Source organism: Nitrosospira sp. NRS527 (assembly GCF_018406445.1).
Taxonomy (GTDB): Bacteria; Pseudomonadota; Gammaproteobacteria; order Burkholderiales; family Nitrosomonadaceae; genus Nitrosospira; species Nitrosospira briensis.
This window is the reverse complement of sequence record NZ_AP024516.1, coordinates 36256-55447: the sequence shown is the minus strand read 5'-3', so window position 1 is coordinate 55447 and position 19192 is coordinate 36256. Positions and strand designations below refer to the sequence as shown.

General features: G+C 53.3%; 24 protein-coding genes and 1 pseudogene. 7 read left to right on the top strand and 18 right to left on the bottom strand.

The genetic code is table 11. The features are described from left to right. Window positions 1–113: 113 nt before the first annotated feature. Entirely contained in the window at window positions 114–323 is a 210-nt protein-coding gene (locus KJS40_RS14930; RefSeq protein ID WP_213539890.1) for a hypothetical protein, read from the bottom strand. A 623-nt stretch (window positions 324–946) separates the two neighbouring features. On the opposite strand from KJS40_RS14930, the gene KJS40_RS14925 reads away from it, so the two are divergent. Then, window positions 947–1234, top strand: coding sequence for a type II toxin-antitoxin system ParD family antitoxin (locus tag KJS40_RS14925; RefSeq protein ID WP_213539889.1), 288 nt, complete (start codon window positions 947–949; stop codon window positions 1232–1234). Further along, window positions 1234–1524 carry a type II toxin-antitoxin system RelE/ParE family toxin gene (locus tag KJS40_RS14920; protein ID WP_213539888.1) on the top strand — a complete coding sequence of 97 codons (291 nt, stop codon included), beginning with the start codon at window positions 1234–1236 and terminating at the stop codon, window positions 1522–1524. The genes KJS40_RS14925 and KJS40_RS14920 overlap by 1 nt, the downstream gene beginning before the upstream one ends. A 497-nt stretch (window positions 1525–2021) precedes the next feature. Here KJS40_RS14920 and KJS40_RS14915 read toward each other — a convergent pair whose 3' ends face one another. Then, entirely contained in the window at window positions 2022–2714 is a 693-nt protein-coding gene (locus KJS40_RS14915; protein WP_348529563.1) for an SOS response-associated peptidase, read from the bottom strand. An 80-nt stretch (window positions 2715–2794) separates the two neighbouring features. Here KJS40_RS14915 and umuD point away from each other — a divergent pair, with 80 nt between their 5' ends. From umuD to KJS40_RS14900, 3 genes are all read left to right on the top strand, one after another. Beyond that, the gene (gene umuD, locus KJS40_RS14910; RefSeq protein WP_348529562.1) at window positions 2795–3268 is read left to right on the top strand and encodes a translesion error-prone DNA polymerase V autoproteolytic subunit; all 474 of its coding nucleotides are present in this window, start codon (window positions 2795–2797) and stop codon (window positions 3266–3268) included. After that, window positions 3226–4584, top strand: coding sequence for a Y-family DNA polymerase (locus KJS40_RS14905; RefSeq protein WP_244859794.1), 1359 nt, complete (start codon window positions 3226–3228; stop codon window positions 4582–4584). Before umuD ends, KJS40_RS14905 begins: the two co-directional genes overlap by 43 nt. 87 nt (window positions 4585–4671) lie before the next feature. Further along, on the top strand, window positions 4672–4953 hold the full coding sequence (locus KJS40_RS14900; RefSeq protein WP_213539887.1) for an HU family DNA-binding protein: 282 nt from the start codon (window positions 4672–4674) through the stop codon (window positions 4951–4953). A 117-nt stretch (window positions 4954–5070) separates the two neighbouring features. Here KJS40_RS14900 and KJS40_RS14895 read toward each other — a convergent pair whose 3' ends face one another. The 6 genes from KJS40_RS14895 to KJS40_RS14870 form a co-directional block, all read right to left on the bottom strand. Next, window positions 5071–5589: a thermonuclease family protein gene (locus tag KJS40_RS14895; RefSeq protein ID WP_213539886.1), complete on the bottom strand. Its 519-nt coding sequence runs from the start codon at window positions 5587–5589 to the stop codon at window positions 5071–5073. A 554-nt stretch (window positions 5590–6143) separates the two neighbouring features. After that, entirely contained in the window at window positions 6144–7040 is an 897-nt protein-coding gene (locus KJS40_RS14890; RefSeq protein ID WP_244859793.1) for a zincin-like metallopeptidase domain-containing protein, read from the bottom strand. A gap of 654 nt (window positions 7041–7694) precedes the next feature. Further along, window positions 7695–7874, bottom strand: coding sequence for a hypothetical protein (locus KJS40_RS14885; RefSeq protein WP_213539885.1), 180 nt, complete (start codon window positions 7872–7874; stop codon window positions 7695–7697). Window positions 7875–8416: 542 nt separating this feature from the next. Continuing rightward, entirely contained in the window at window positions 8417–8725 is a 309-nt protein-coding gene (locus KJS40_RS14880; RefSeq protein WP_213539884.1) for a type II toxin-antitoxin system RelE/ParE family toxin, read from the bottom strand. A 3-nt stretch (window positions 8726–8728) separates the two neighbouring features. Next, window positions 8729–8887: a hypothetical protein gene (locus tag KJS40_RS14875; protein ID WP_213539883.1), complete on the bottom strand. Its 159-nt coding sequence runs from the start codon at window positions 8885–8887 to the stop codon at window positions 8729–8731. Beyond that, complete coding sequence (locus KJS40_RS14870) at window positions 8884–9339, bottom strand: hypothetical protein (RefSeq protein WP_213539940.1); 456 nt, start codon at window positions 9337–9339, stop codon at window positions 8884–8886. The genes KJS40_RS14875 and KJS40_RS14870 overlap by 4 nt, the downstream gene beginning before the upstream one ends. A 226-nt stretch (window positions 9340–9565) precedes the next feature. Here KJS40_RS14870 and KJS40_RS14865 point away from each other — a divergent pair, with 226 nt between their 5' ends. Next, window positions 9566–10297, top strand: coding sequence for an endonuclease NucS domain-containing protein (locus tag KJS40_RS14865; RefSeq protein WP_213539882.1), 732 nt, complete (start codon window positions 9566–9568; stop codon window positions 10295–10297). A gap of 205 nt (window positions 10298–10502) precedes the next feature. Then, window positions 10503–10745 (top strand): hypothetical protein, encoded by a 243-nt coding sequence (locus KJS40_RS14860; RefSeq protein WP_213539881.1) that lies wholly within the window; start codon window positions 10503–10505, stop codon window positions 10743–10745. A 69-nt stretch (window positions 10746–10814) separates the two neighbouring features. Here the strand turns inward: KJS40_RS14860 and KJS40_RS14855 are convergent, their stop codons facing one another. The 10 genes and pseudogenes from KJS40_RS14855 to KJS40_RS15560 form a co-directional block, all read right to left on the bottom strand. Further along, entirely contained in the window at window positions 10815–11042 is a 228-nt protein-coding gene (locus KJS40_RS14855) for a hypothetical protein (RefSeq protein ID WP_213539880.1), read from the bottom strand. Next, window positions 11039–11983: a DNA-binding protein gene (locus KJS40_RS14850; RefSeq protein WP_213539879.1), complete on the bottom strand. Its 945-nt coding sequence runs from the start codon at window positions 11981–11983 to the stop codon at window positions 11039–11041. The genes KJS40_RS14855 and KJS40_RS14850 overlap by 4 nt, the downstream gene beginning before the upstream one ends. Before the next feature lie 63 nt (window positions 11984–12046). Next, on the bottom strand, window positions 12047–12853 hold the full coding sequence (locus KJS40_RS14845) for an N-6 DNA methylase (RefSeq protein ID WP_213539878.1): 807 nt from the start codon (window positions 12851–12853) through the stop codon (window positions 12047–12049). Between the two features lie 701 nt (window positions 12854–13554). Further along, window positions 13555–13995 carry a hypothetical protein gene (locus KJS40_RS14840; protein WP_213539877.1) on the bottom strand — a complete coding sequence of 147 codons (441 nt, stop codon included), beginning with the start codon at window positions 13993–13995 and terminating at the stop codon, window positions 13555–13557. Between the two features lie 360 nt (window positions 13996–14355). Beyond that, window positions 14356–14679 (bottom strand): hypothetical protein, encoded by a 324-nt coding sequence (locus tag KJS40_RS14835; protein WP_213539876.1) that lies wholly within the window; start codon window positions 14677–14679, stop codon window positions 14356–14358. 127 nt (window positions 14680–14806) lie between these two features. Next, a complete protein-coding gene (locus tag KJS40_RS14830; protein WP_213539933.1) occupies window positions 14807–16024 on the bottom strand; it encodes a replication initiation protein in 1218 nt (405 codons plus the stop codon). A gap of 245 nt (window positions 16025–16269) precedes the next feature. Further along, entirely contained in the window at window positions 16270–16584 is a 315-nt protein-coding gene (gene parC / locus KJS40_RS14825) for a ParC family partition-associated protein (RefSeq protein ID WP_213539932.1), read from the bottom strand. A 159-nt stretch (window positions 16585–16743) separates the two neighbouring features. Next, the gene (locus KJS40_RS14820; protein ID WP_213539931.1) at window positions 16744–17067 is read right to left on the bottom strand and encodes a hypothetical protein; all 324 of its coding nucleotides are present in this window, start codon (window positions 17065–17067) and stop codon (window positions 16744–16746) included. Beyond that, window positions 17064–17690 carry a ParA family protein gene (locus tag KJS40_RS14815; RefSeq protein WP_213539939.1) on the bottom strand — a complete coding sequence of 209 codons (627 nt, stop codon included), beginning with the start codon at window positions 17688–17690 and terminating at the stop codon, window positions 17064–17066. The genes KJS40_RS14820 and KJS40_RS14815 overlap by 4 nt, the downstream gene beginning before the upstream one ends. Window positions 17691–18640: 950 nt before the next feature. Next, window positions 18641–18811, bottom strand: a pseudogene (locus KJS40_RS15560) (conjugal transfer protein TraF); the annotation flags it as partial. Between the last annotated feature and the right edge of the window lie 381 nt (window positions 18812–19192).

Here is a 19192-nt window from a genome sequence, read left to right as displayed (position 1 = left end):
ATCAACACAGAATTCAGATGTTTTTCTTATTCAGGAAACATTTGATTCAACCGTGACCGGATGAACAGGACATCAAATCCCAATATAAAAGTATAGAAGGGATGGCGGAAAAATCAAACTTGAGATGGTCGCGCGAATTGCACTGAATTGAAGATACGAGGATATAACATCCGCCGTGCCTGCACATCTATCTTCGCCCATCCCCAGTCGCCTCGCGTGTGACGCCCCAGGCACAGCATCAAGCGTGAAACGCCCACGGCAGCAAGCGCGCCCGGAGTGGCTACAACCTGTCCAAATGGAAACAGCGGTGGTAAAAAATACATGACAATCTCCCTGAAAGTTGAGGTCAAGAAAGAGAAGCTGAATTCAGATCCTCTCGCTCGGACTCTCCTCGCCTCGCCCTGGGGCGAAGGGAGTGGGGACAGCCCTGCCTTCACGGGCAAGGGTTGGGCAGGGGTGGGGTTAAATGACGGACTAATGCAGGGCCGGTGTTCCGGCCCCGCATGAATGTCTATCCCCCCACAAGTCCTCCCTCACCCGGGGATGGGGGGCGCTTTGTGAGGGGATGCGTGCGGGCCGGTTTTCGGCCTATGCCGTCAGGGTTTAGGATTCAAGCACGTTGCAGCCTCAAGCCGGGCTTGCGGATCATAGGGCATGACAGGAGAAACGCACCGCGGCAGCGGCTGGCGTGGCCTGTGACAGCAATAAGCGGGAAGGACGGATTTTCGCAGCGGCGAAAACAACCAGGCTATCAGGCTGCCTGGAAGGGGGTAGCAGTCTGTATTAGCTGACTTTAAGGCCGCTTGTTCAGCGGGCCCAGCGGATCCGCAAAGATGAACTCGCGGAAACCAAGAACTCAAACCATGGCACAGCTACGTCACTTGCCACGAATTGCAGTTTTTGCTATCTTGGTATGAATAATTCCTACTCTACCAGGAGGTGTCGAATGGCCACTACCGAGAAGATCAGTATTGCCCTGCCACCGGAAATGGTGGCCATTGTCCGCAATGCCGTTGCCACGGGCGAATACGCCTCGAGCAGCGAAGTCATCCGTGATGCGCTGCGTGACTGGACATTTAAGCGCACCCTGCGCCAGCAGGGGGTCAAGGAACTGCGCCAGCTTTGGCAGGAAGCGCTGCATGACAAGAACCCGGGGGTTGCCGCCGATGACGTGCTCGACCGCCTTGAACGCAAATATCAGGCTATGGCCGACGCCGCCGGCATGGCGAAATAGTGCGGCTGGAGCTCTCCCGCTTCATTGAAGGCGATCTGGACGATATCGCCGACTATATCGCCCAGGACAACCCGCGCCGCGCGGTTAGCTTCATTCAGGATATCCGCGCCAAATTCCACGAAATACACCATAACCCGCTGCTCTACCAGCTCCGGCCCGACATAGGCGTTGAAGCGCGCATGACGACCGTCGGCAGCTATGCCATCCTCTTTCGGATTACTGACGATGCCGTGCGCATCGAGCGCGTGGTATATGGCGCCCGGGATCTGCCGGGAATTTTTGGTTCATGATCCCGATTGAACCAAGGGTTTGACCAAATGCGGCAGCAACAAAAGCGCAACAATTCTGACCGCTACGAAAATACCAATAATAGCGGCAGCTTAGGGGAATTATCCACAGGCGACTAAAACCTGGCACGCGCGAAGCCGAGAGGGCAACATTGTTCGCTTCAATAATGTGGGGTTGTCACATATACGTGGAAGTCAGTAATTTGACTAGGGCCTGTTAACACAATCTAAGCGCTTCGAAAAACTTGATGTAATGTTCACAGGCTTCATCCACTTTGCATTGATCGTCGAAGCGCTTAGATTGTGTTAACAGGCCCTAGCGCAGTTCGCTGGAATACAGCTAACATTAAAGATCGGCTGGATAAAGGGAATGATCCCTGGTCAGACTATGAAGCATCAAGGCAGTCGATATTACAGCCAATGAAAACGTTGGGATTCAAACCCCAAAAGAAAGCATTGGAGGATTAATTGGATTAAAGCCAGCTAGTCGGGATGTTTGCTCACGTGGATTCGTTTATCGGCGTCAGCAACTCTTTCCGGTTGTTATTCGGATCGGCCCGGTTCACCGCCCTGTCTACTTTCCACCACATGAATTCTTCTGTCGGCAGCGATCTTGCCTGTGCAATATGCGCCGCTTCCTCAACCGGTGTATCGGAGTTCATCCAGCGCCAAGCGTCTTCCGGCTCCAAGACGACCGGCCTGCGGTCATGGATATCCACCATTCCGCCTTCACAGTCCTCCGTGACGATCACGAATCCCACTTCAGCGGTCTGCTCCGGCTTGCCTAATTCCCGAGGTTTGTAATTGGAGAGCCCAGCCATAAAAATAGGCTGGCCCGTGCGCCGGGTGATATACCATGGCTGTTTCTTGCCGTTTTCCAGCGTCCACTCGTACCATCCGCCGGCCGGAACAATGACCCTGCCCTCCCGGAACATGTGCCTGAAATAGCGACCTGTCAGCGCTTTCTCGATCCGGGCATTTATCCAGGGCTTTCTCTTTGCAGCGGTCTCATCCGGCGTTCGGTATCCCCAGGTCATTCCGATAAATAATAACTCCCCATGATGGAGCATGTTCATCCAGGGGCAGAGACCCGGCGCTATGTTGTACAGCGGGATATGATCGCCACCTCTCCACTTACGGTCATCGCTAACGTCTGCTCCTAGCGCACGAGGTAATACTTGCGTGTCCCGGATTGTTCAAAGCGTCCGCACATATCAACCCATGAATCAAGTTTTTATACTTCTGCTACTATAAGGGTTTGAATCTGCCTGCCATGCCGACCATAATTCCGTTCATCCCTCGCAGCGCCTCGGCTGCCCTGCCCGGCCTACAGCCGGCGATGATCGCTCCCGCGGTTCTTCGGCTGCCTTTATTGCAACATCGCATCTCCGCCGGATTTCCTTCGCCGGCAGACGATTACGTCGAGAAAAGCCTCGATCTCAATACCTACCTGGTGCGCAACAAGACAGCGACGTTTTTCTTCCGCGTAATCGGCGATTCCATGACCGGCGCCAACATCAACGATGGCGATATGCTTGTGGTTGACCGCTCCATCGAACCCAAGCACCGGCACATCGTGCTTGCCGTCATCAACAACGAATACACCGTCAAAAGACTCCATCACCAGGACGGCGTGATCGAGCTCCACGCCGAAAATCCCGCCTACCCGCCTATCCGTTTCCGTGAGCATGAGGAATTGCAGGTATGGGGCGTGGTGGTCGGGGCAGTATCACGCTTCGCGGTGTAGCCATGGGGGCAAGCAGTACAGTTGCCGGCAATCAGATCTTTGCACTCGTGGACGTAAACAACTTTTACGTCAGTTGCGAACGGGTATTTAATCCGCACCTTCAAAATCAGCCGGTAGTCGTTCTCTCTAATAACGACGGCTGCGCGGTTGCCCGTTCCGAACAGGTCAAGGCGCTCGGCATCAAGATGGGCACGCCCTGGTTTCAGCTGAAGGATCTGGCGGAAAAACACAATATCATTGCGCTCTCGTCCAATTACACACTCTACGGCGACATGTCGGACCGAGTCATGACGATATTGCGCGGCTACAGCCCGAATGTGGAAACCTACTCCATCGATGAAAGTTTTCTGAGTCTGAATGGCTTGGACAATCTCTGGCCCACCGCTACCGATATGGGGCAATCCATTCGCTATCGAATACGGAAGTGGACCGGCTTGCCGGTTTGCGTGGGTATCGGGCCGTCCAAGACACTGGCGAAGCTGGCGAACCACATTGCCAAGACACGCCCGGAAATGGATGGGGTTTGCGACCTGGTATCCATGCCGCAAGCACAACTCAACGCGTATCTGTCCGCGATCGAGGTGCGCGAAGTGTGGGGGGTAGGACGCCGTATTGGCGCACACCTGCATGCAGCCGGGATCAAGACAGCGCAAGCGCTGCGTGATGCCTCCTCCGTTTGGCTGCGTGCAAAATTCGGCGTGGTGATGGAGCGCACCGGTAACGAACTACGCGGCCTGTCATGCCTGGCGCTGGAAGAGGTCGTCGCGCCCAGGAAACAGATTGTCTCCTCCCGGTCTTTTGGGCAACTGGTTCATACCCTGCCCGAGCTGGGCGAGTCGGTAACAAGCTATATGGCCAGCGCTGCGGAAAAGCTGCGCCGGCAGCGCTCCATGTGTGAAGCAGTACAGGTGTTTATCGAGACCAACCCTTTCCGTGAGCAAGATCCCCAATACAGCAACAGCATCACCGTTCCTCTGCCCAACCCGAGCTGTGACACGCGCTTGTTGGTGCGTGCCGCTCTATTCGGGCTGAAGAAAATCTACCGCTTGGGCTTTGCCTACAAGAAAGCCGGAGTGATGCTAATCGGCATCGGCGAGGCAGCCGTAAGCCAGGGCTCGCTACTCGTCCAGCATGGCGCCGGCGAGAAATCGGAGAGGCTGATGGAGGCGATGGATGCGTTGAACCGTCGATACGGGCGCAATACGGTCGCCATCGCTTCTGCCGGAACCACCAGAGCTTGGGGCATGCGCAGGGAATGCATGTCGCCCTGCTACACGACGAGCTGGAGCGATGTGCCGGTTGCCCAGGCGCGTTAAAGAACAAGCCGGAGAAGCCTGTAGAGCATCTTCATCAAGGAATGCCGCAAGCCCAATCAACCCATACTAAAAATGGAGTTCTTGAATATGAATAAAACCGAGTTCATTGAAGCAATGGCAACCAGGACCGGCTGCAGCAAAGCCGACGCGAACCGCGCTCTTGGCGCGCTGATCGAAATTATTTCGGATACGCTACAGAAAGGGGATTCACTTTCCTTGCCCGGATTCGGGTCTTTCGAAGTGCGCAGCCGCGCCGCGCGCACCGGCCGCAATCCAAAGACCGGCGAAGAACTGAAGATTGCCGCAGCAAAAGTGCCGGCTTTCAAGCCGGGCGCCGCGATCAAGGCGGCGGTCAACGGAAAGAAGTAGGTTCAACAATTATATTTTCGCGCCCGCGAAAATAGATCGATGTGCAGCGGAACGGAAAACCGGCCTAAGGAATTGCCATTGCTGTGGTTTTCTGGGGGAGCGCGACTCTGTTTTTCCTCATTTGCGCCGAAAATCCCAGGGAGGAAGGGGTGCCGGATCACACCATAACCCAACGCCTTTGAGTCGGGCAGCTTCCTCAGCCTCGGCATAGAGGCGGCGGTCGACCGGCTGCTGATCCTTGCCATATTGCTTGTAATGCCATGCCAGCCCTGCCCTGATCTGTTCCAGATTTGCATCCTGGCCATCCACCAGCACTTTTCCCAAGATGCGCTGATAACGGTCGCGCTTGTGCCACTCCACCATAACCGCGCGGCCAAAAACTAAATTCGCCAAATGCTGCTTTGATACCGTGCCGAATGCCTGTTTTTTCTCAGGCGCATCAATACCTGTCAATCGGATCCTGTGCTGTTGTTTCGATGCATCCAAAACTGTCAGGGTGTCGCCATCGGCTATTTTAACGACTTCGCCGGTCAATGTTTCCGCCTGGGCTGGAGAGAAGCATAAGCCCTGGAAGAGGACTATGCCTAAAAAGCTTAAAGAGATAAACCGTACACACTTCAAATAATTGTTTTTCATACGGAAAAAGCATAATCATCTCGATACGGCCAGAAACCCGATTGCCGTACCCAGCCTAAGAAGCTAATATATGGTGGTTGTTGTCCATTAGATCACTAGGGATAGCAATCTAAGAAAGACGAAAGCCTTGTCACTCTCGTAACAAGGCTTTCATGGGTGGGAAGAAAAGGTGCTGCAACACCGATTCGACCTGTTTTTTCAACCAACGCACTTTGGCAAGCGAGAAAGGCTGAATCAATACGAATACGTATAGCAATACTATACCTTGCATTACCAAAAAGTAAACGTTTTGTGTAAAGCAATGCTTTAGTCTTTCCCCCTGCCTGGTGCGCAACCATAAGGAGGAAACATGACGATCATCGCGATTTTCAAGGCTTTTAAGATCATCATTTATATCTGGCTACTCTAAGCAGGTCGAAATGAGGCGGGGGTTTTCCCCCGCTCTGCCTAATACGTTTTCGCATATGCGAAAACATGCCACGGGAGCGGCATGGTCTGAACTGACTAGGCCGCTAATCTTTTCCGTGTTGTTGATCATTGATCGTTTCGCCGGCTCAGGCGGCTTGTTGGTCTTTCTGGTTACATCCCACTAAATCCATGATGTAGGAGTGTGCCTTGCTGGCTTGGCTGGCTGCGGTGAATATGGCGCGTTTGTCGTTCTTCAGCACCTTCAACCACGATTCGATATACCCTGCATGGTTCGGGATCATCGATGCGGCAAAACCCAATTCCGCATTCAGGAAAGCGCTACCCAACTCTGCAATCAATTCCTCGAAAGCGTAGGCTTCTGAACCGAATCGCTTGGCAAAGTCACGTGCCAAACGGTGCTTCGCTCCCGTCCAGTGTGTCAACTCATGCAAGGCCACGCTGTAAAACTCAATCTCGGAGGCAAAACGGGTACGTTCCGGCAGATAAATTTCATCCGTCGAGGGTTGATAAAACGCCTTCTCACCTACTTCGCGGATAACCGCGCCAGAACGGATTAGAACGTTTTCGGCCGCATCGATCTGCTGAAAATCGTTAAGCGGCATGGCGGCCTGTGGTTTTTCAATACCGTCGATCTGGTCAAGATTGAACAGCCAGAATGGTTTAATCATGCGAATGGATTGGGACTTTTCAGCCTCGTTGCCGTTATTCTCCGGCTCGATTTCAAGTGTCTTGAAAAAAACACACGTAACGCTTTTTTCACCTTTACGCACTTGGCCACCCATGTCTGTGGCTTGTTTGTAGGTCAGCCAACGGTCGCTTGAATAGCCGCCAGTCGCTGCTGCTGCCCACAGCAAAAGCACATTTACGCCTTGATAAGTAGTCTCGGTCCTGTGATTGCGTGGTAAACCGTCACCGCTTCGCGCCCAAGTAAGATGGCCGGTTTTCCCGCTTTCCAGCATAGCGATAATTTCATCCGTTGCCTGTGCGTACAGGTCTTTTTTTGGAGTATTGGTAGTTCTCATGGTCTGTAATCCTCGCGATTAGGTTAATAAACTGATCCTCTCGCTCGGACTCTCCTCGCCTCGCCCTGGGGCGACGGGAGTGGGGATAGCCCTGCCCTCACGGGCAAGAGTTGGGAATGGGTGGGGTTAAGAGGCAGGGAGATGCAGAGCCGGTGTTCCGGTCCCGCATGAATGTTTATCCCCCACAAGTCCCCCTCACACAGGGATGGGGGCGCTTGCCTGGGGGGATTCATGCGGTGGTGGCTGTAGGCTTGTGCCTGTCAGGGGGTACGGGCTCAAGCGCGCCGCGCCCGCAAGTCTTGCGGATCACAGGGCATGACAGGCAAAGCGAACCGCGCCAGCGGCTGGCGTGGCCTGTGACAGGGGGAAGCGGAATAGGGAAAATTTTCGGGACGCGAAAATCTTTTACGGGGCGGATCTGTTCATGGATCTGTTTTCGCATATGCGAAAACATGCTTCGCATCGGCCTGGTCTGATTGACGAGGCCGCTAATTGGGTAAGTTAACAGCGTGGCCAGGGGCGAGGCTGTTAATAGCCGTTGCAAAAGGGATCGTTACCGGATGGCCGGGACTACAGGCCCGGTGTGCGCAGCACATAGAGCCCGCTCCGATGACAGCATGGGAGCGGGTTTGCCAAAAAGCTAATGGAAGGGAATCAGATCAACAAGAGATATCCACCGAGACTCATGAGGACCACCACCACTGGCCACATCATCAAACCGTCTTCGGTGAAGAAGAGCGTATATATCACTCCAATTATGAGTATCAACAGCATCATCGAGCTTACGAAAGTTGTGCCATCGTTATCCATCCCCAGCCGAAGCAGTCGAGCCATGCCGTCGTCAGTCATCGTTTTGAGGTGCCACCGGAGGCATCCATACCTATGCTCGCAAAATGTTATCGATCATTATACTTTTAGTTAACTTATGGATTTAATCAACTTTCCAAGGCTCCACGTAAGGGATTTTTGAGACAAGGCGTTACTTTCCCAGGCAGACGCAGCTTTTCCCCATCTCGCGTCCATACGACAACAGCGGGCGCGGCCTGTGACAGCAGAGTAGCGGGATATGGATATGAAGAATTTTTCGCGGAACGCGAAAATATTTGAGGAGGTTTGCAAAAGGGAGCGTAACCGGGCGGCCGGGATAGCGACCCGGGGCCCGCACACAGCATTGAAGCGGGTTTGCGGAAAGCTAAAGGCAGAAAATTAGGAGCGTCACTGGAAGAAACCGAGCATTGATCATCCCGGCTTGCGCCTCAATACTGACCAGGTAGAGAATGTACCGGCATGCCGTCACTTAGCTGAGTTATCCACAGGGTTTTCCAGTAATTTTGTGAATGGTTGAGCGTCTTGGCGTTTGCATTAATTCGATGCCTTCACGGCGCTTGTTGCGCCGCGTGTTTCACTCGCAAAATCTCCACAGTGCGGCCCTCGGCCAGCACACGGTAAAAAATGATGTAGTTCCGATGCACCACCAGCTCGCGCACAGAATCCGGCAGGCCTGGCCTCCCGGTGCGGCCAAGCTCCGGGTGCTGTGCAAGCGGCTTGGTCCTGTCACGCAGCTCCTGGCCGAAGCTGAGCGCTGCGTTCGGATTGTCCCGTCCGATGTAGGCCACAATGGCGCGCAAATCCTCGCGGGCCATCGGCCGCCACTCGATGTGGTAAGGAGTCTCTGTCTTCCCCACAGATCAGTCGACCAGCTCGGGGCGCCACGTGCGCACAATGGCCTTGAAATCGGCTTCAGCCGGTTGGACGGCACGGTCTGATGCGCCACCGAGCAGGGCCGCCAAGGTCGCCGGGTCAACCTCCCGTGCGTCCCTCGACAGCGGCAATGTGCCCTTCTTCATGCGCCTGCCCTCCTGGCTGGCTTGGCCGCGGCAGCAATGTCCACGTCCATCTCGGCCATGACCTCATCATGCGATAGGTTCGGCCGGGGGTCGTCGATGGCCTCCTGAATCTCGGCGGCAAGCCACTCGGAATAGGCCGCGGCTTGGTGCGCCTTGCGCAATGCCTCGGCCCGGCCACTTGTAGCCGGGGTAAGTTCCTTCTCGGCCGGGTTCCACTCACTCGCGTCAAACTGGCCAATGGTGATTCCTACGTCGCGCAGTACGTTCAAGGCCGCGGCCGGATTGCCGAAGCGGCGCGGTTCGCTGCTGCGGGCTTTCGCCAGCACGGCGTCGGCACCACTGCGCGTGGCGATCTGGACCAGGAACGCCCCACCCTGCCCTTTCAAGGTGACGCCAGCCACGCCGCCGGCATTGCTGGCCGCGCGAAGCTGTTCAAGTGTCATGCTCTGCATGGGTTGCTCCTTTTGTTGAACTGTCATCAATAAATATTGTGTATGGTTTATTGAATACATGCAAGTGTGGGGAACCCGAGGGTCCAAAAAGCTTGGCGGCGTTAACTATTGGTACTGATGAGCCGTTAACACTGATAGCCCTCGTCGAAGCCGGAGATGAAGTCCAAAAATATCCCTTTGCCGGCCCCCCCTGGTCAAAAACAATACTTGATTCGAGATATCGACTATGCAACAAGACTACCCCAAATGGCTTGCCGAGCAGAAATACTCGGAAGGCACACAAAACGCCCAGATTTATCGGGTAAAAAAAGTTGAGGAAGGCTATGGGAATCTTGATGATCATTTCGCTCACGGAACCTATCAGGAGATTATAGATGCCCTTGAATACTCAACGAGCGACGAAAGAGCTAATAAACCCAATCCTTCAAAACTCATATTCGAGGGTAATATCCGGAATAATCTCCAATCCTATAAAAACGCGGCAGTACGGTACTTGAAATTTCTTAAGGATGACGGATTCCGAAGCAGACTCTCTGAGCCGGAATCCTTCGAAAATATAGATACAGCTCCGGCCACGGAAGAATTTAATCTGCAGCGATTCAGTCTGGAACGCGACATGCAGGCAGCCCTGCGCAAAAATATAAAAAGCCTTGACCCGTCGCTAACGATTAGCGACGATGGCGCGGAACGCGCGGTCAACTCAGGTCTGATTGATATTACTTGTGAAGATGGCAATGCCCTTGTTGTGGTGGAGTTAAAAGCCGGTAAAGCGGATAGCAGGGCAATTGGCCAGATATTGGGGTACATGGGCGATTTGCATGAAGAAGAAGGAAAGCCGGTGCGCGGCATTCTAGTGACTCATGATTTTGACAGGCGCACTATGGCTGCAGCCCGGGTCGTACCCACACTAGAATTGAAAAAATACTCTATAGAATTTCAGTTCATCTCCTTGTCGTAGCCCCCTTGGCAGCATCTGCTCATTGTCCGTTTTCGATATGCAAAAACGGAATCGACCAATTTCATCCGTCGGTACTGGCAGTTTTCATGTTTCGAATCCTCGCGATTTAGGTGAATAAACTGATCCTCTCGCTCGGACTCTCCTCGCCTCGCCCTGGGGCGACGGGAGTGGGGAAAGCCCTTGCTCTCACGGGCAAGGGTTGGGAATGAGTGGGGTTGGGAAGGCAGATACATGCAAGACCGATGATCTGGCCCCGCATGAAACGTTTATCCACCCACAAGTCCCCCTCGCAGAGATTGGGGGGCGCTTTGTGGGAGGATTCCTGCGGGGTGACGTCGGCTTGTGCCGTCAGGGATTCGGGTTCAAGCGCGTTGCGGCCGCAAAAATTTGCGGATCACAAGGCATGACAGGCAAAGCGGACCGCGCCAGCGGCTGGCGTGGCCTGTGACAGCGATAAGCGGGAGAAACAAGATATTCGCGGGCGCGAATATCTATCCTGCTCTCGGGGTGGATCTGTTCATTGAACTATTTTCGCATATGCGAAAACATGCTTTGAATCGGCCTGGCCTGAATTGACGAGGCCGCTACCAGCTATTGCAACGGGATCGTGACCGAATGGCCGGGACTCCAGGCCCGGTGTGCGAGCACATAGAGCCCGTCCCGCTGACAGCATGTGAGCGGGTTGCGCTGTATCCCAATAGTTGGTCGAGATGATTTTCTGGCCACCGTTATTGATCGTTATCATTTCTTTTTTTCTCCTGCGCCAGTCTCCTCGCCTCCAGGTTCGCGACGTACGGACAAGTGGCGGATAGTTGCCTGCTGTTCGGCAACCTGGGCGCGCAGCGCGTCTGCGGTACCGCTGGCCTTACCTAATTTTTCGCTCAACGTGCGAGCCTCTTTCCGTGTCTCGGATAACTCGGCCGCTATTGCCTGTTTATTAGTTGTCAATTTATTGACAATCTCGCCGCTGCGTTTTTTCACCTCCGCCAGGGCTTCAACCAATCCTGCAGTCTCGGCTCTCGCCCTGGCCGCTTCCTCAATCTTTGCGCGCTCGCGTGTGCTGATTTCCTCGATTTTGATCTGCGCTTGGCTGAGTTGACCGCGAACATGGTCAATCTCGGATGAATAACGCTTGCGTTCAGCCTCGGCTTCGCGCCGGGCTGCCGACAAATCACCTTTCAACCCCTCGATCTGGTTGCGCATCTGCTCCACTGTAGCCGCAAGCCCGGCCTGGCGAGCGGCGGCATCTGACATGGCTTGATGTGAAGTTTCACGCTCGCCCGCCAATATGGTTTCCAGTGCTTCCAAGCGGTCGGCGTCGGCCTGTTGCTCGTTTTCAAGCTGCGCGATAGCTGCAACGGCTTCTTCCAGGCGGCGGTTCGCCGCCTTGATTTCCGCATCTGCTTTTTCGCGGATAGCAGCGATTTCCTTGCCCGCTTCGGTAGCGGCTGCTTGCCAAGACTGGTCGAAGGCAAGCTTGACAGCATCCGGCATGGGAATGCTGACCGGCGCGGGCAGCGTCTTGCGCGTCTCTTCCCAGGCTTCAAGATGTCGGTAAATCGTGGTCAAGCTACCGCCGCCCAGCGCTTCGCGCAAGGCTGTCGGCGTGACTTCTTTTCCGGATGCGGCCAGCTGGTCGGCTGCGTCGAAAACCTGCTCTTGCGTGTGAAGCGCTTTGCGTCCCATATTCTCCCCTATTTAATAAGATATTACTTTATTACGTTATCTTATTTTATCAAATGGTTTGCCTTAAAACAAGATTAATTGTTGGCTGTTTTGTTTCGCCGCCACCAGCTCGTGCACCTGTTGTTTCACCACTTCCGGCATGGCCGGCACGGCATCCGTTTTTTCTTCCTGTTCCTGCCTGGCGGTTTCATTCCGCTTGAGTTTGGTATTCCAGAAACCAAGCACATGCGCGGGAGTCAACCAATATCCCCAATGTTCGCTGCTCAAGGCATTGCCGTGGATGATGATCGCGGGAATGTGCAACAACGTTAATTGGATATAAGCCATGTGCACTGCGGTTGCATCGATGTCGATGCAGGTTGCGTGCATCGCCTGTTGATAGTTGATCTCTTCATCCGCAAGGGCATGTGCGGTAGCGATCACCATGCCGCCAGCACCGACAGCCGGCTCCATCACGCGCACGAATCCCCGTTCCTTGCATATCCGGCCGGCGTCGCTGCATCCTATTTTCGCCATCAGCAAAGATATGGGATATGGCGTGAAAAACTGCCCTGCCCTGCTGTTGCCAAGCTCCATTGCCATGAACAACTCTCCCAGGCAATCGCTCATGCTTTCCAGCGATAACGTAAGGCAGGCCAGCATTTGGGGGAAACGTGCAACCTCAGCCGCCTTATAGCCTTTCACGATCTGCAAATAGCGTGCTTCCCGTACCTCATACTGTGCCCGGTCAACCGCATTGCTGAATGACAGCGCCGCCAGCTCGCAGAAATCCTTGAAAACCGTATAGGTGTGACGGCTATGGCTATTTTCCTCAACCAGTCTTGCGAACTCCTTCTGGTGCTCATTCAATCCAGCATAATTCGTTGCCATTGATCCTCTCCCTTCCCATCATCGTTTTGTTAGGGGTGAGCCGGGTCTTGAACTGATTTGCTCGAACAGACCTGGCCAACCTGCTTACTGCTGTAAAACATCGCTTCGTTGAGGGTTTCGCCGTTAAAGCACGATGGGAAGGCAAGACGAATGAGAGAGATTGCAAGGGCTGGAATGAACAAAGTGAAGGGAAGACGAAGCGCACCCTTGCAATAGAACGCGGCTTGGCTAGGGTTTTAGTGCTTGGCGAAACCTGGGCGAAGAGACTGCAGGTGATAAGCGGTGGGAATGAGTGAGAGCGAATGAAGCGGAGCGCGAAGCGTCCCGCCTAGGGTGGGATTAATTACCGGCGTGGCCCGGAACGGGCGACGCTGCTAGATAGGAATTTGCAAAAGGGATCGTTACCGAATGGCCGGGACTACAGGTCCGGGGTGCGCAGCACATAGAGCCCGTCAGCAGACAGTATGTGGGCGGTTTGTCCACCTGGGGTCGGCTCCCAAAACGGACGTTTTTGTACGCTAAGCCGTCGTCATGTCTTCGCAAGTCGCTTCCGCTTGATCCGCCGCGCTCTGCGTCCAGTTGGAGCACACCCCCGACTTCAAGTACACGAGATGCTTTAGGGCGATGCCGGCTCAGCAGCCCGCAAATAGCTAAGCGCATCCACGGTCCGCAGGAGAAAATCGTTAGGCATAACTACCACGTTACTTGCCCGGTGTGGTTGTTGGTGCAACTGCTTTTTCCGTTGAAGATGTCGACTCATTGAGCTCCTGGGACGTGCCCGGTGCGGTTTTTTGTACAACTGCTTTTTCCGTTAAAATTGCCGGCTCCTTGATGCCCTGGGACGTGCCGAAGTAGAAACCGATTATTAAGGTGACCAGCGGAGGGATTATCTTTACGCACGAATCAAAAATTGTCTTTCCGGGCGAATCTATGGACGGAGATTTGGGCTCCGGACCAAACGCATACACGATCATGGAAAGCATGAAAATAAACGCCAAAAAGGCAAGGACTGCTGCCGCAAAATACATTTTGCTCATGTCATACTGCGGCCGCGGTGGCACAGCAAACATCCTATACGCAACGTACCCCGCGAGACCAGAGACTATCCCTAAGGTAATGACAAAAATCATGCTAGGGTCCATTTTTTCACCTCCTTCTCAGAAAATGAAATCCACCGTACACAGAGAGGTTGCGAAACATTGATTCATAAAATATTGCAGCAACCCTTCGGGCGCGAGGGGCGCGATAGACCTACAGCACGGTAAAGCTTTGATTACTACCATTGCGCATCGCAGCTAACGTACTTTTCTGTCCATTTCCTGAATTGACCCCTTAATGTATTAATAGAACAATATTGGAACTTATGCCCATAAAAAATAACGGAAGGAGCATTCTGAGGGGATACGTTGTCTCGTGTTGTTAACCAAACTAAGGATTGGCTAACGTATGATTTTTTCCGTTTCGTGAATTGACCCCTTAAAGCGCGAACCGTGTCTTCACCTCTACATCACAGTATCAACCAAAAGCAACTTGACGGCTGCTACGAAATCAACGCCAAGCAGGTGCATTACAAGGTCAATTCCACCACCTCCACCTTTACCTGCTCGCGCGTCATACCACTTGAGGTTCGTTACCAAGATTTCCCACGCAAAACCAGAGGGAGACGACAGGAATAAGCGTACCGTATTCCCATCTTTCTCCGGCACGAAATCTAGATCACGGCGCCAGAACAAATGGCCACCGTCACGAAGCTTATTGAGTACCTGCAATAGCGGCATCACTCGAATCCTTGCGAGCATTTTATTGTCGAAAGATCTTCGAACCATTTTTCATATCCTCCAAACTCCCATTCAACAAAACTGACACTACAGCGCAGCAAATACCCATTGGTCGCTTCGCTCCGGCTACTCGCGTTTAAAAAACGCCGGGCTACTCAGACCCAAAACCGAGCGCTCACCCATCGAGCACAGGCAATATCCTCAATCCACCAGGGAATAAGTCCAGAGACAAAAGCCTTGTGCCCTGGTCGCCCGTCTCCTGGGACGCCGCAGTTACCTGATGTACACCATATTTAACATGATCAGCCTTGGCCGAAGATCCCCCCAGAATTACGACAGCGGCTGGCTTGAGCACTTCGTCGAGTACATGCTTGTAGGCGGCCACTGTCTGCCTTGTGAGGCCCGCCACACGGCCGATAGCGGCTTGCGTGAGGGCTTCACCCTTCTGCTGCAGGAGGTGGTATGCGGCGCGTACCTTGGATTCAGTGGCCTTGTTGCGCACATCATGCGTGCGGGCCGCTGCAAGGCGCTGCCGCTCTATTAGCGGCAAGCTCTTGTCGAGCTGCATCACGCCATGGTGGCACCGGCCGCAGCCGCTGTAGCGATTCCACGTCCACCTGGCAACCGACTTCACGGTCGCATTGATCGACGATTGGGCAAGGTTTTCCATGAAGCCCAACTTGTGAAAACTGTTGCCATTGTGGGCGTAGGCTTCCAGCAGGCGTGTGAAGGTCGAGAATGAGCCGCGCTCGCGCTCGCGGCTCACAATTGAATAGGCGTAGTACCGTAGGTGCTCGAACAGGATGCAGTGTCGAGAATGGCTCACTTCGTCGAGTTGTGGTCCCCTGCCCCAAGGGCTGGCAACGGCCAGATCCACATAGTCGGCAAGCTTGCCAAGCTCATAGACGTGACTGTGCAGTTCATGCGTGAGCCACCACGGATGGCCGGGCGTCTTGGCTACTGGGCCGCTGTGAAAGTCAGTGTCGGCATCGAGCCGGGCAGCGAAGGCCTCATAGACGGCCTTCATGTAGATGATGGGCTTGCTTCGGGCATTCTCGGTCGTACAGACCGGGGAAATGGCGTAATACAGGTGGCTGTGTCCTGAGGTGCGGTTGCGCACGATCAGGTTGGGAGCGGGGAGTCCAACGTCCTCCCAAATCATCGCCTTGGTATGGTCAAGGTCGAAGATCAGCCAGCTTACGAAACCAGGCCTATTGACCTGCATGTAGGGGTAACGAATGGCGTATTCGCGCGGCCGGATGCGGGTGGCTGTCTTGTCGTCCGAGCAACGCGGCAGGTATGGCGCTTCTTTCAGCACGCGATTGAGCGCGGTGCCGGACTGGAAAAAGCGATCTACCTGTTTGCTGTCTCTTGTCTTTGTCGTACCTGCCATAATCCCTCAACGCACGTCCCATACGGACGTGCGTGCACTTGCGTGCAGGGTTTAAGACAAGTACAATAAAAGCAGTGCTAGCCGCTGTTTGATACAAAGTTCAGCCGCCAAAGCGAACCTTGTATTTTGTACTTGTCTGGGCACCCTGCCCGATTTCTCTTCAAAGCCCGCCCGCCAAGGCGGGCTTTGTCGTTTTCTGATTGTCCGTATTTCTTGCTGTCTGTCAGCTCTCTCCTATTTTACGGTCACGCATCTGAATCAGCCGTCACTGCCGGCGCGCTCTTGTAGCCTCGCACCACCGTCTTTGGCACCCAATGCGCGATATCCACGGTGAACTGCATGATTCCATATCCCTGTAAGACACTTGCAGCGCCATCAAGGCTCTGGAAGTACCGAAGGCCGCCACGTGCGACACCCACCACTCGCTCATTCATTCCGATACGCACAACGATCACAAGACCCTTGTCTCCGGACTCCACACGAGCGGATGTGACCGACCCTGCGGCGATGAGCTCCTTCAATACTTTTGGTTCGATCACACTAGCAGTCGTTGTTAGCATCGTTTTTATACCTTATTCTGCGCCTAATCGCAACAATATCGCAGTTTTGTTGCGCCAGTTAATATAACACGTTACCACTAAAACACCGATGTTCTGAAGTAGATATCGGATATTGTTATATATATACCTATGTATATATATACCTATGTATATACCTACTTATCTCTTGAGGTGAGCTTCCAACGCCTCGATCACGATATCCTTCTCGGTGACCCGAGCGCCGGTTTCCCTGCTTCGGCTCAGAGCCTCGTCACGCAACCGATCCGCCAGCTCTTCCGAAAAGTTAAAGATTTTTTGTACCCGGCCGCGACCGCGGCGAGGCACTTCCTCGACCACAGGCTGAATTGCGGCAGATGGTGGAGTCACGGCAGTAGGTGCAGTTAACGGCTTTACAGCCTTGTCGGCCTCTCCACCCTCTAGGAAAGCGGACGGGTCTTTAGCTAGATTGAATTGCGCCGTGTTCGGTTTGCTTTTCATGCTCATGCCATCACCTCCTTGAAGAAAGCTTCCATCTCGGCGATGGCGGCTAAATCGCGGCCCAGCTCCTGAACGCTCGCACCTTCGCCGATTGCGCGGCGGAAAGCTACCCGCTCACAGACTTTCGTAAGTAACACCGTCAACTGTTGCTCGGCCAGAAATTTCAGCATTTCAACAGCGTCCTTTGTGCGAGGATCGACACGTGTCAACAACACGCGCACGTCCAATTCAGGGTTATAGTCACGGGCCATCTCGACAACTTCGAGCAAGTCGGTCATGGCTGCCGCGTCCAGATTGGATGCACCAATTGGAATCACGGCACGCTGAGCCAGCAATAACGCGGAGCGTAGGCCGGCCGAATCACGGCCGCCGGCATCGACGACAACGTGTTCGAAGCCGGCGGCCAACTGCTTGCCCTCGGTCAGGATCGCTTTGCCTGCAAGACAGGTCGTGGTCGGCGAGGGGTCGTATTGCCCCTCACGACGCCACGCAGCCCAGCTTGCGGCCGAGGCCTGCGGATCGCCGTCGATCAAGAGGGTTTTACCCTGGCGTACAAGCATCACTGCCAGATGCACGGCAGTCGTGGTCTTGCCAACGCCGCCCTTGGTGTTCACGCACGCGAAAATCATGGGTGCTCCTATATAGATATGTATATACCAATGCCGCAACGAGAGCGGCTGGCCATCGATCAACCGGGGCACCGCCCCGGCATTCGTACGTGGTATGTATATATATACATACCTACGACGCTTGCAAATATTAGCACAAAACTCATTGCGCATTTAATATATACATATAAGTATATATATCCTTTGATGACTTTACTCTGAGCCAGTACATGCACGCAGCATCAACCCCATATTGGCGAGATTCCCGGGAGAGAAAAGGGCGAGCGCATCGCTTTCCAACCTGGAACGTGCAGAGCCAGCTCTCTCCACAACTTGATTCACCAGGTTAAAACTAGTCCTGATCACACTCTGAATTTGAAATGCCTGTACGGGACCAAAATACCGACATCTCAAAGGATGTTCCGCTTTTGTGCATTTGATATATACATATATAGGTATATATATACAGCTATATATACCTATATACCTACATATGTAAGTATATACATCCTTTGATGACTTTACTCTGAGCCAGCACATGCACGCAGCATCAATCCCATATTGGCGAGATTCCGGGAGAGAAAAGGGCGAGCGCATCGCTTTCCAACCTGGAACGTGCAGAGCCAGCTCTCTCCACAACTTGATTCACCAGGTTAAAACTAGTCCTGATCACACTCTGAATTTGAAATGCCTGTACGGGACCAAAATACCGACATCTCAAAGGATGTTCCGCTTTTGTGCATTTGATATATAGGTATATAGGTATATATATACAGCTATATATACCTATATACCTATATATGTAAGTATATACATCCTTTGATGACTTTACTCTGAGCCAGCACATGCACGCAGCATCAATCCCATATTGGCGAGATTCCCGGAGAGAAAAGGGCGAGCGCATCGCTTTCCAACCTGGAACGTGCAGAGCCAGCTCTCTCCACAACTTGATTCACCAGGTTAAAACTAGTCCTGATCACACTCTGAATTTGAAATGCCTGTACGGGACCAAAATACCGGCTATCAAAGGATGTTCCGCTTACGTCCGACATAAGAAGCGACTCAGTATTACTTAATGTGTAGCTACTCTCCGGATAGCGTGGCATCGTCCTGCCTGCTTTATCTACTTTCAGTGGCCTGCTCGCATAGATTTCATGATTATTATGACTTCTTACATAAAGGATTACACTAATGCAGCCTATATAATAGCTATCATCATGTTAAGACAGGCCTGATTATGCCCTGGTCTGAGTTCTATCTGTGTGACCGGAATATCGGTTATAGAAAAGGTAGGGCGGCATAGATAATCCGGCATACTGTGCTGGATAACGTATCGTCTGGCATAACGATCATTGAGACAATCCGTGGCTTCGATCATTTCCGGCACCACCGGTACGAGTTTCCATCTTGACAGGGTTTTCTTTATCATAATCTCTCCCGGCGTCCTGTTGCCGAATCAAAATATATATCATATACAAGATATTTCCCGTTTAATTTCTTTATTACACATGCGTTATTCTCTA

What these genes read in the sequence shown, in the direction of transcription:
- KJS40_RS14930 (WP_213539890.1), bottom strand. Translation starts at nt 323, where the DNA reads ATGTATTTTTTACCACCGCTGTTTCCATTTGGACAGGTTGTAGCCACT.
- KJS40_RS14925 (WP_213539889.1), top strand. Translation starts at nt 947, where the DNA reads ATGGCCACTACCGAGAAGATCAGTATTGCCCTGCCACCGGAAATGGTG.
- umuD (WP_348529562.1), top strand. Translation starts at nt 2,795, where the DNA reads ATGCCGACCATAATTCCGTTCATCCCTCGCAGCGCCTCGGCTGCCCTG.
- KJS40_RS14905 (WP_244859794.1), top strand. Translation starts at nt 3,226, where the DNA reads ATGGGGCGTGGTGGTCGGGGCAGTATCACGCTTCGCGGTGTAGCCATG.
- KJS40_RS14900 (WP_213539887.1), top strand. Translation starts at nt 4,672, where the DNA reads ATGAATAAAACCGAGTTCATTGAAGCAATGGCAACCAGGACCGGCTGC.
- KJS40_RS14895 (WP_213539886.1), bottom strand. Translation starts at nt 5,589, where the DNA reads ATGAAAAACAATTATTTGAAGTGTGTACGGTTTATCTCTTTAAGCTTT.
- KJS40_RS14890 (WP_244859793.1), bottom strand. Translation starts at nt 7,040, where the DNA reads ATGAGAACTACCAATACTCCAAAAAAAGACCTGTACGCACAGGCAACG.
- KJS40_RS14885 (WP_213539885.1), bottom strand. Translation starts at nt 7,874, where the DNA reads ATGGCTCGACTGCTTCGGCTGGGGATGGATAACGATGGCACAACTTTC.
- KJS40_RS14875 (WP_213539883.1), bottom strand. Translation starts at nt 8,887, where the DNA reads ATGAAGAAGGGCACATTGCCGCTGTCGAGGGACGCACGGGAGGTTGAC.
- KJS40_RS14870 (WP_213539940.1), bottom strand. Translation starts at nt 9,339, where the DNA reads ATGCAGAGCATGACACTTGAACAGCTTCGCGCGGCCAGCAATGCCGGC.
- KJS40_RS14865 (WP_213539882.1), top strand. Translation starts at nt 9,566, where the DNA reads ATGCAACAAGACTACCCCAAATGGCTTGCCGAGCAGAAATACTCGGAA.
- KJS40_RS14860 (WP_213539881.1), top strand. Translation starts at nt 10,503, where the DNA reads ATGAGTGGGGTTGGGAAGGCAGATACATGCAAGACCGATGATCTGGCC.
- KJS40_RS14855 (WP_213539880.1), bottom strand. Translation starts at nt 11,042, where the DNA reads ATGATAACGATCAATAACGGTGGCCAGAAAATCATCTCGACCAACTAT.
- KJS40_RS14850 (WP_213539879.1), bottom strand. Translation starts at nt 11,983, where the DNA reads ATGGGACGCAAAGCGCTTCACACGCAAGAGCAGGTTTTCGACGCAGCC.
- KJS40_RS14845 (WP_213539878.1), bottom strand. Translation starts at nt 12,853, where the DNA reads ATGGCAACGAATTATGCTGGATTGAATGAGCACCAGAAGGAGTTCGCA.
- KJS40_RS14840 (WP_213539877.1), bottom strand. Translation starts at nt 13,995, where the DNA reads ATGGACCCTAGCATGATTTTTGTCATTACCTTAGGGATAGTCTCTGGT.
- KJS40_RS14835 (WP_213539876.1), bottom strand. Translation starts at nt 14,679, where the DNA reads ATGGTTCGAAGATCTTTCGACAATAAAATGCTCGCAAGGATTCGAGTG.
- KJS40_RS14830 (WP_213539933.1), bottom strand. Translation starts at nt 16,024, where the DNA reads ATGGCAGGTACGACAAAGACAAGAGACAGCAAACAGGTAGATCGCTTT.
- parC (WP_213539932.1), bottom strand. Translation starts at nt 16,584, where the DNA reads ATGCTAACAACGACTGCTAGTGTGATCGAACCAAAAGTATTGAAGGAG.
- KJS40_RS14820 (WP_213539931.1), bottom strand. Translation starts at nt 17,067, where the DNA reads ATGAGCATGAAAAGCAAACCGAACACGGCGCAATTCAATCTAGCTAAA.
- KJS40_RS14815 (WP_213539939.1), bottom strand. Translation starts at nt 17,690, where the DNA reads ATGATTTTCGCGTGCGTGAACACCAAGGGCGGCGTTGGCAAGACCACG.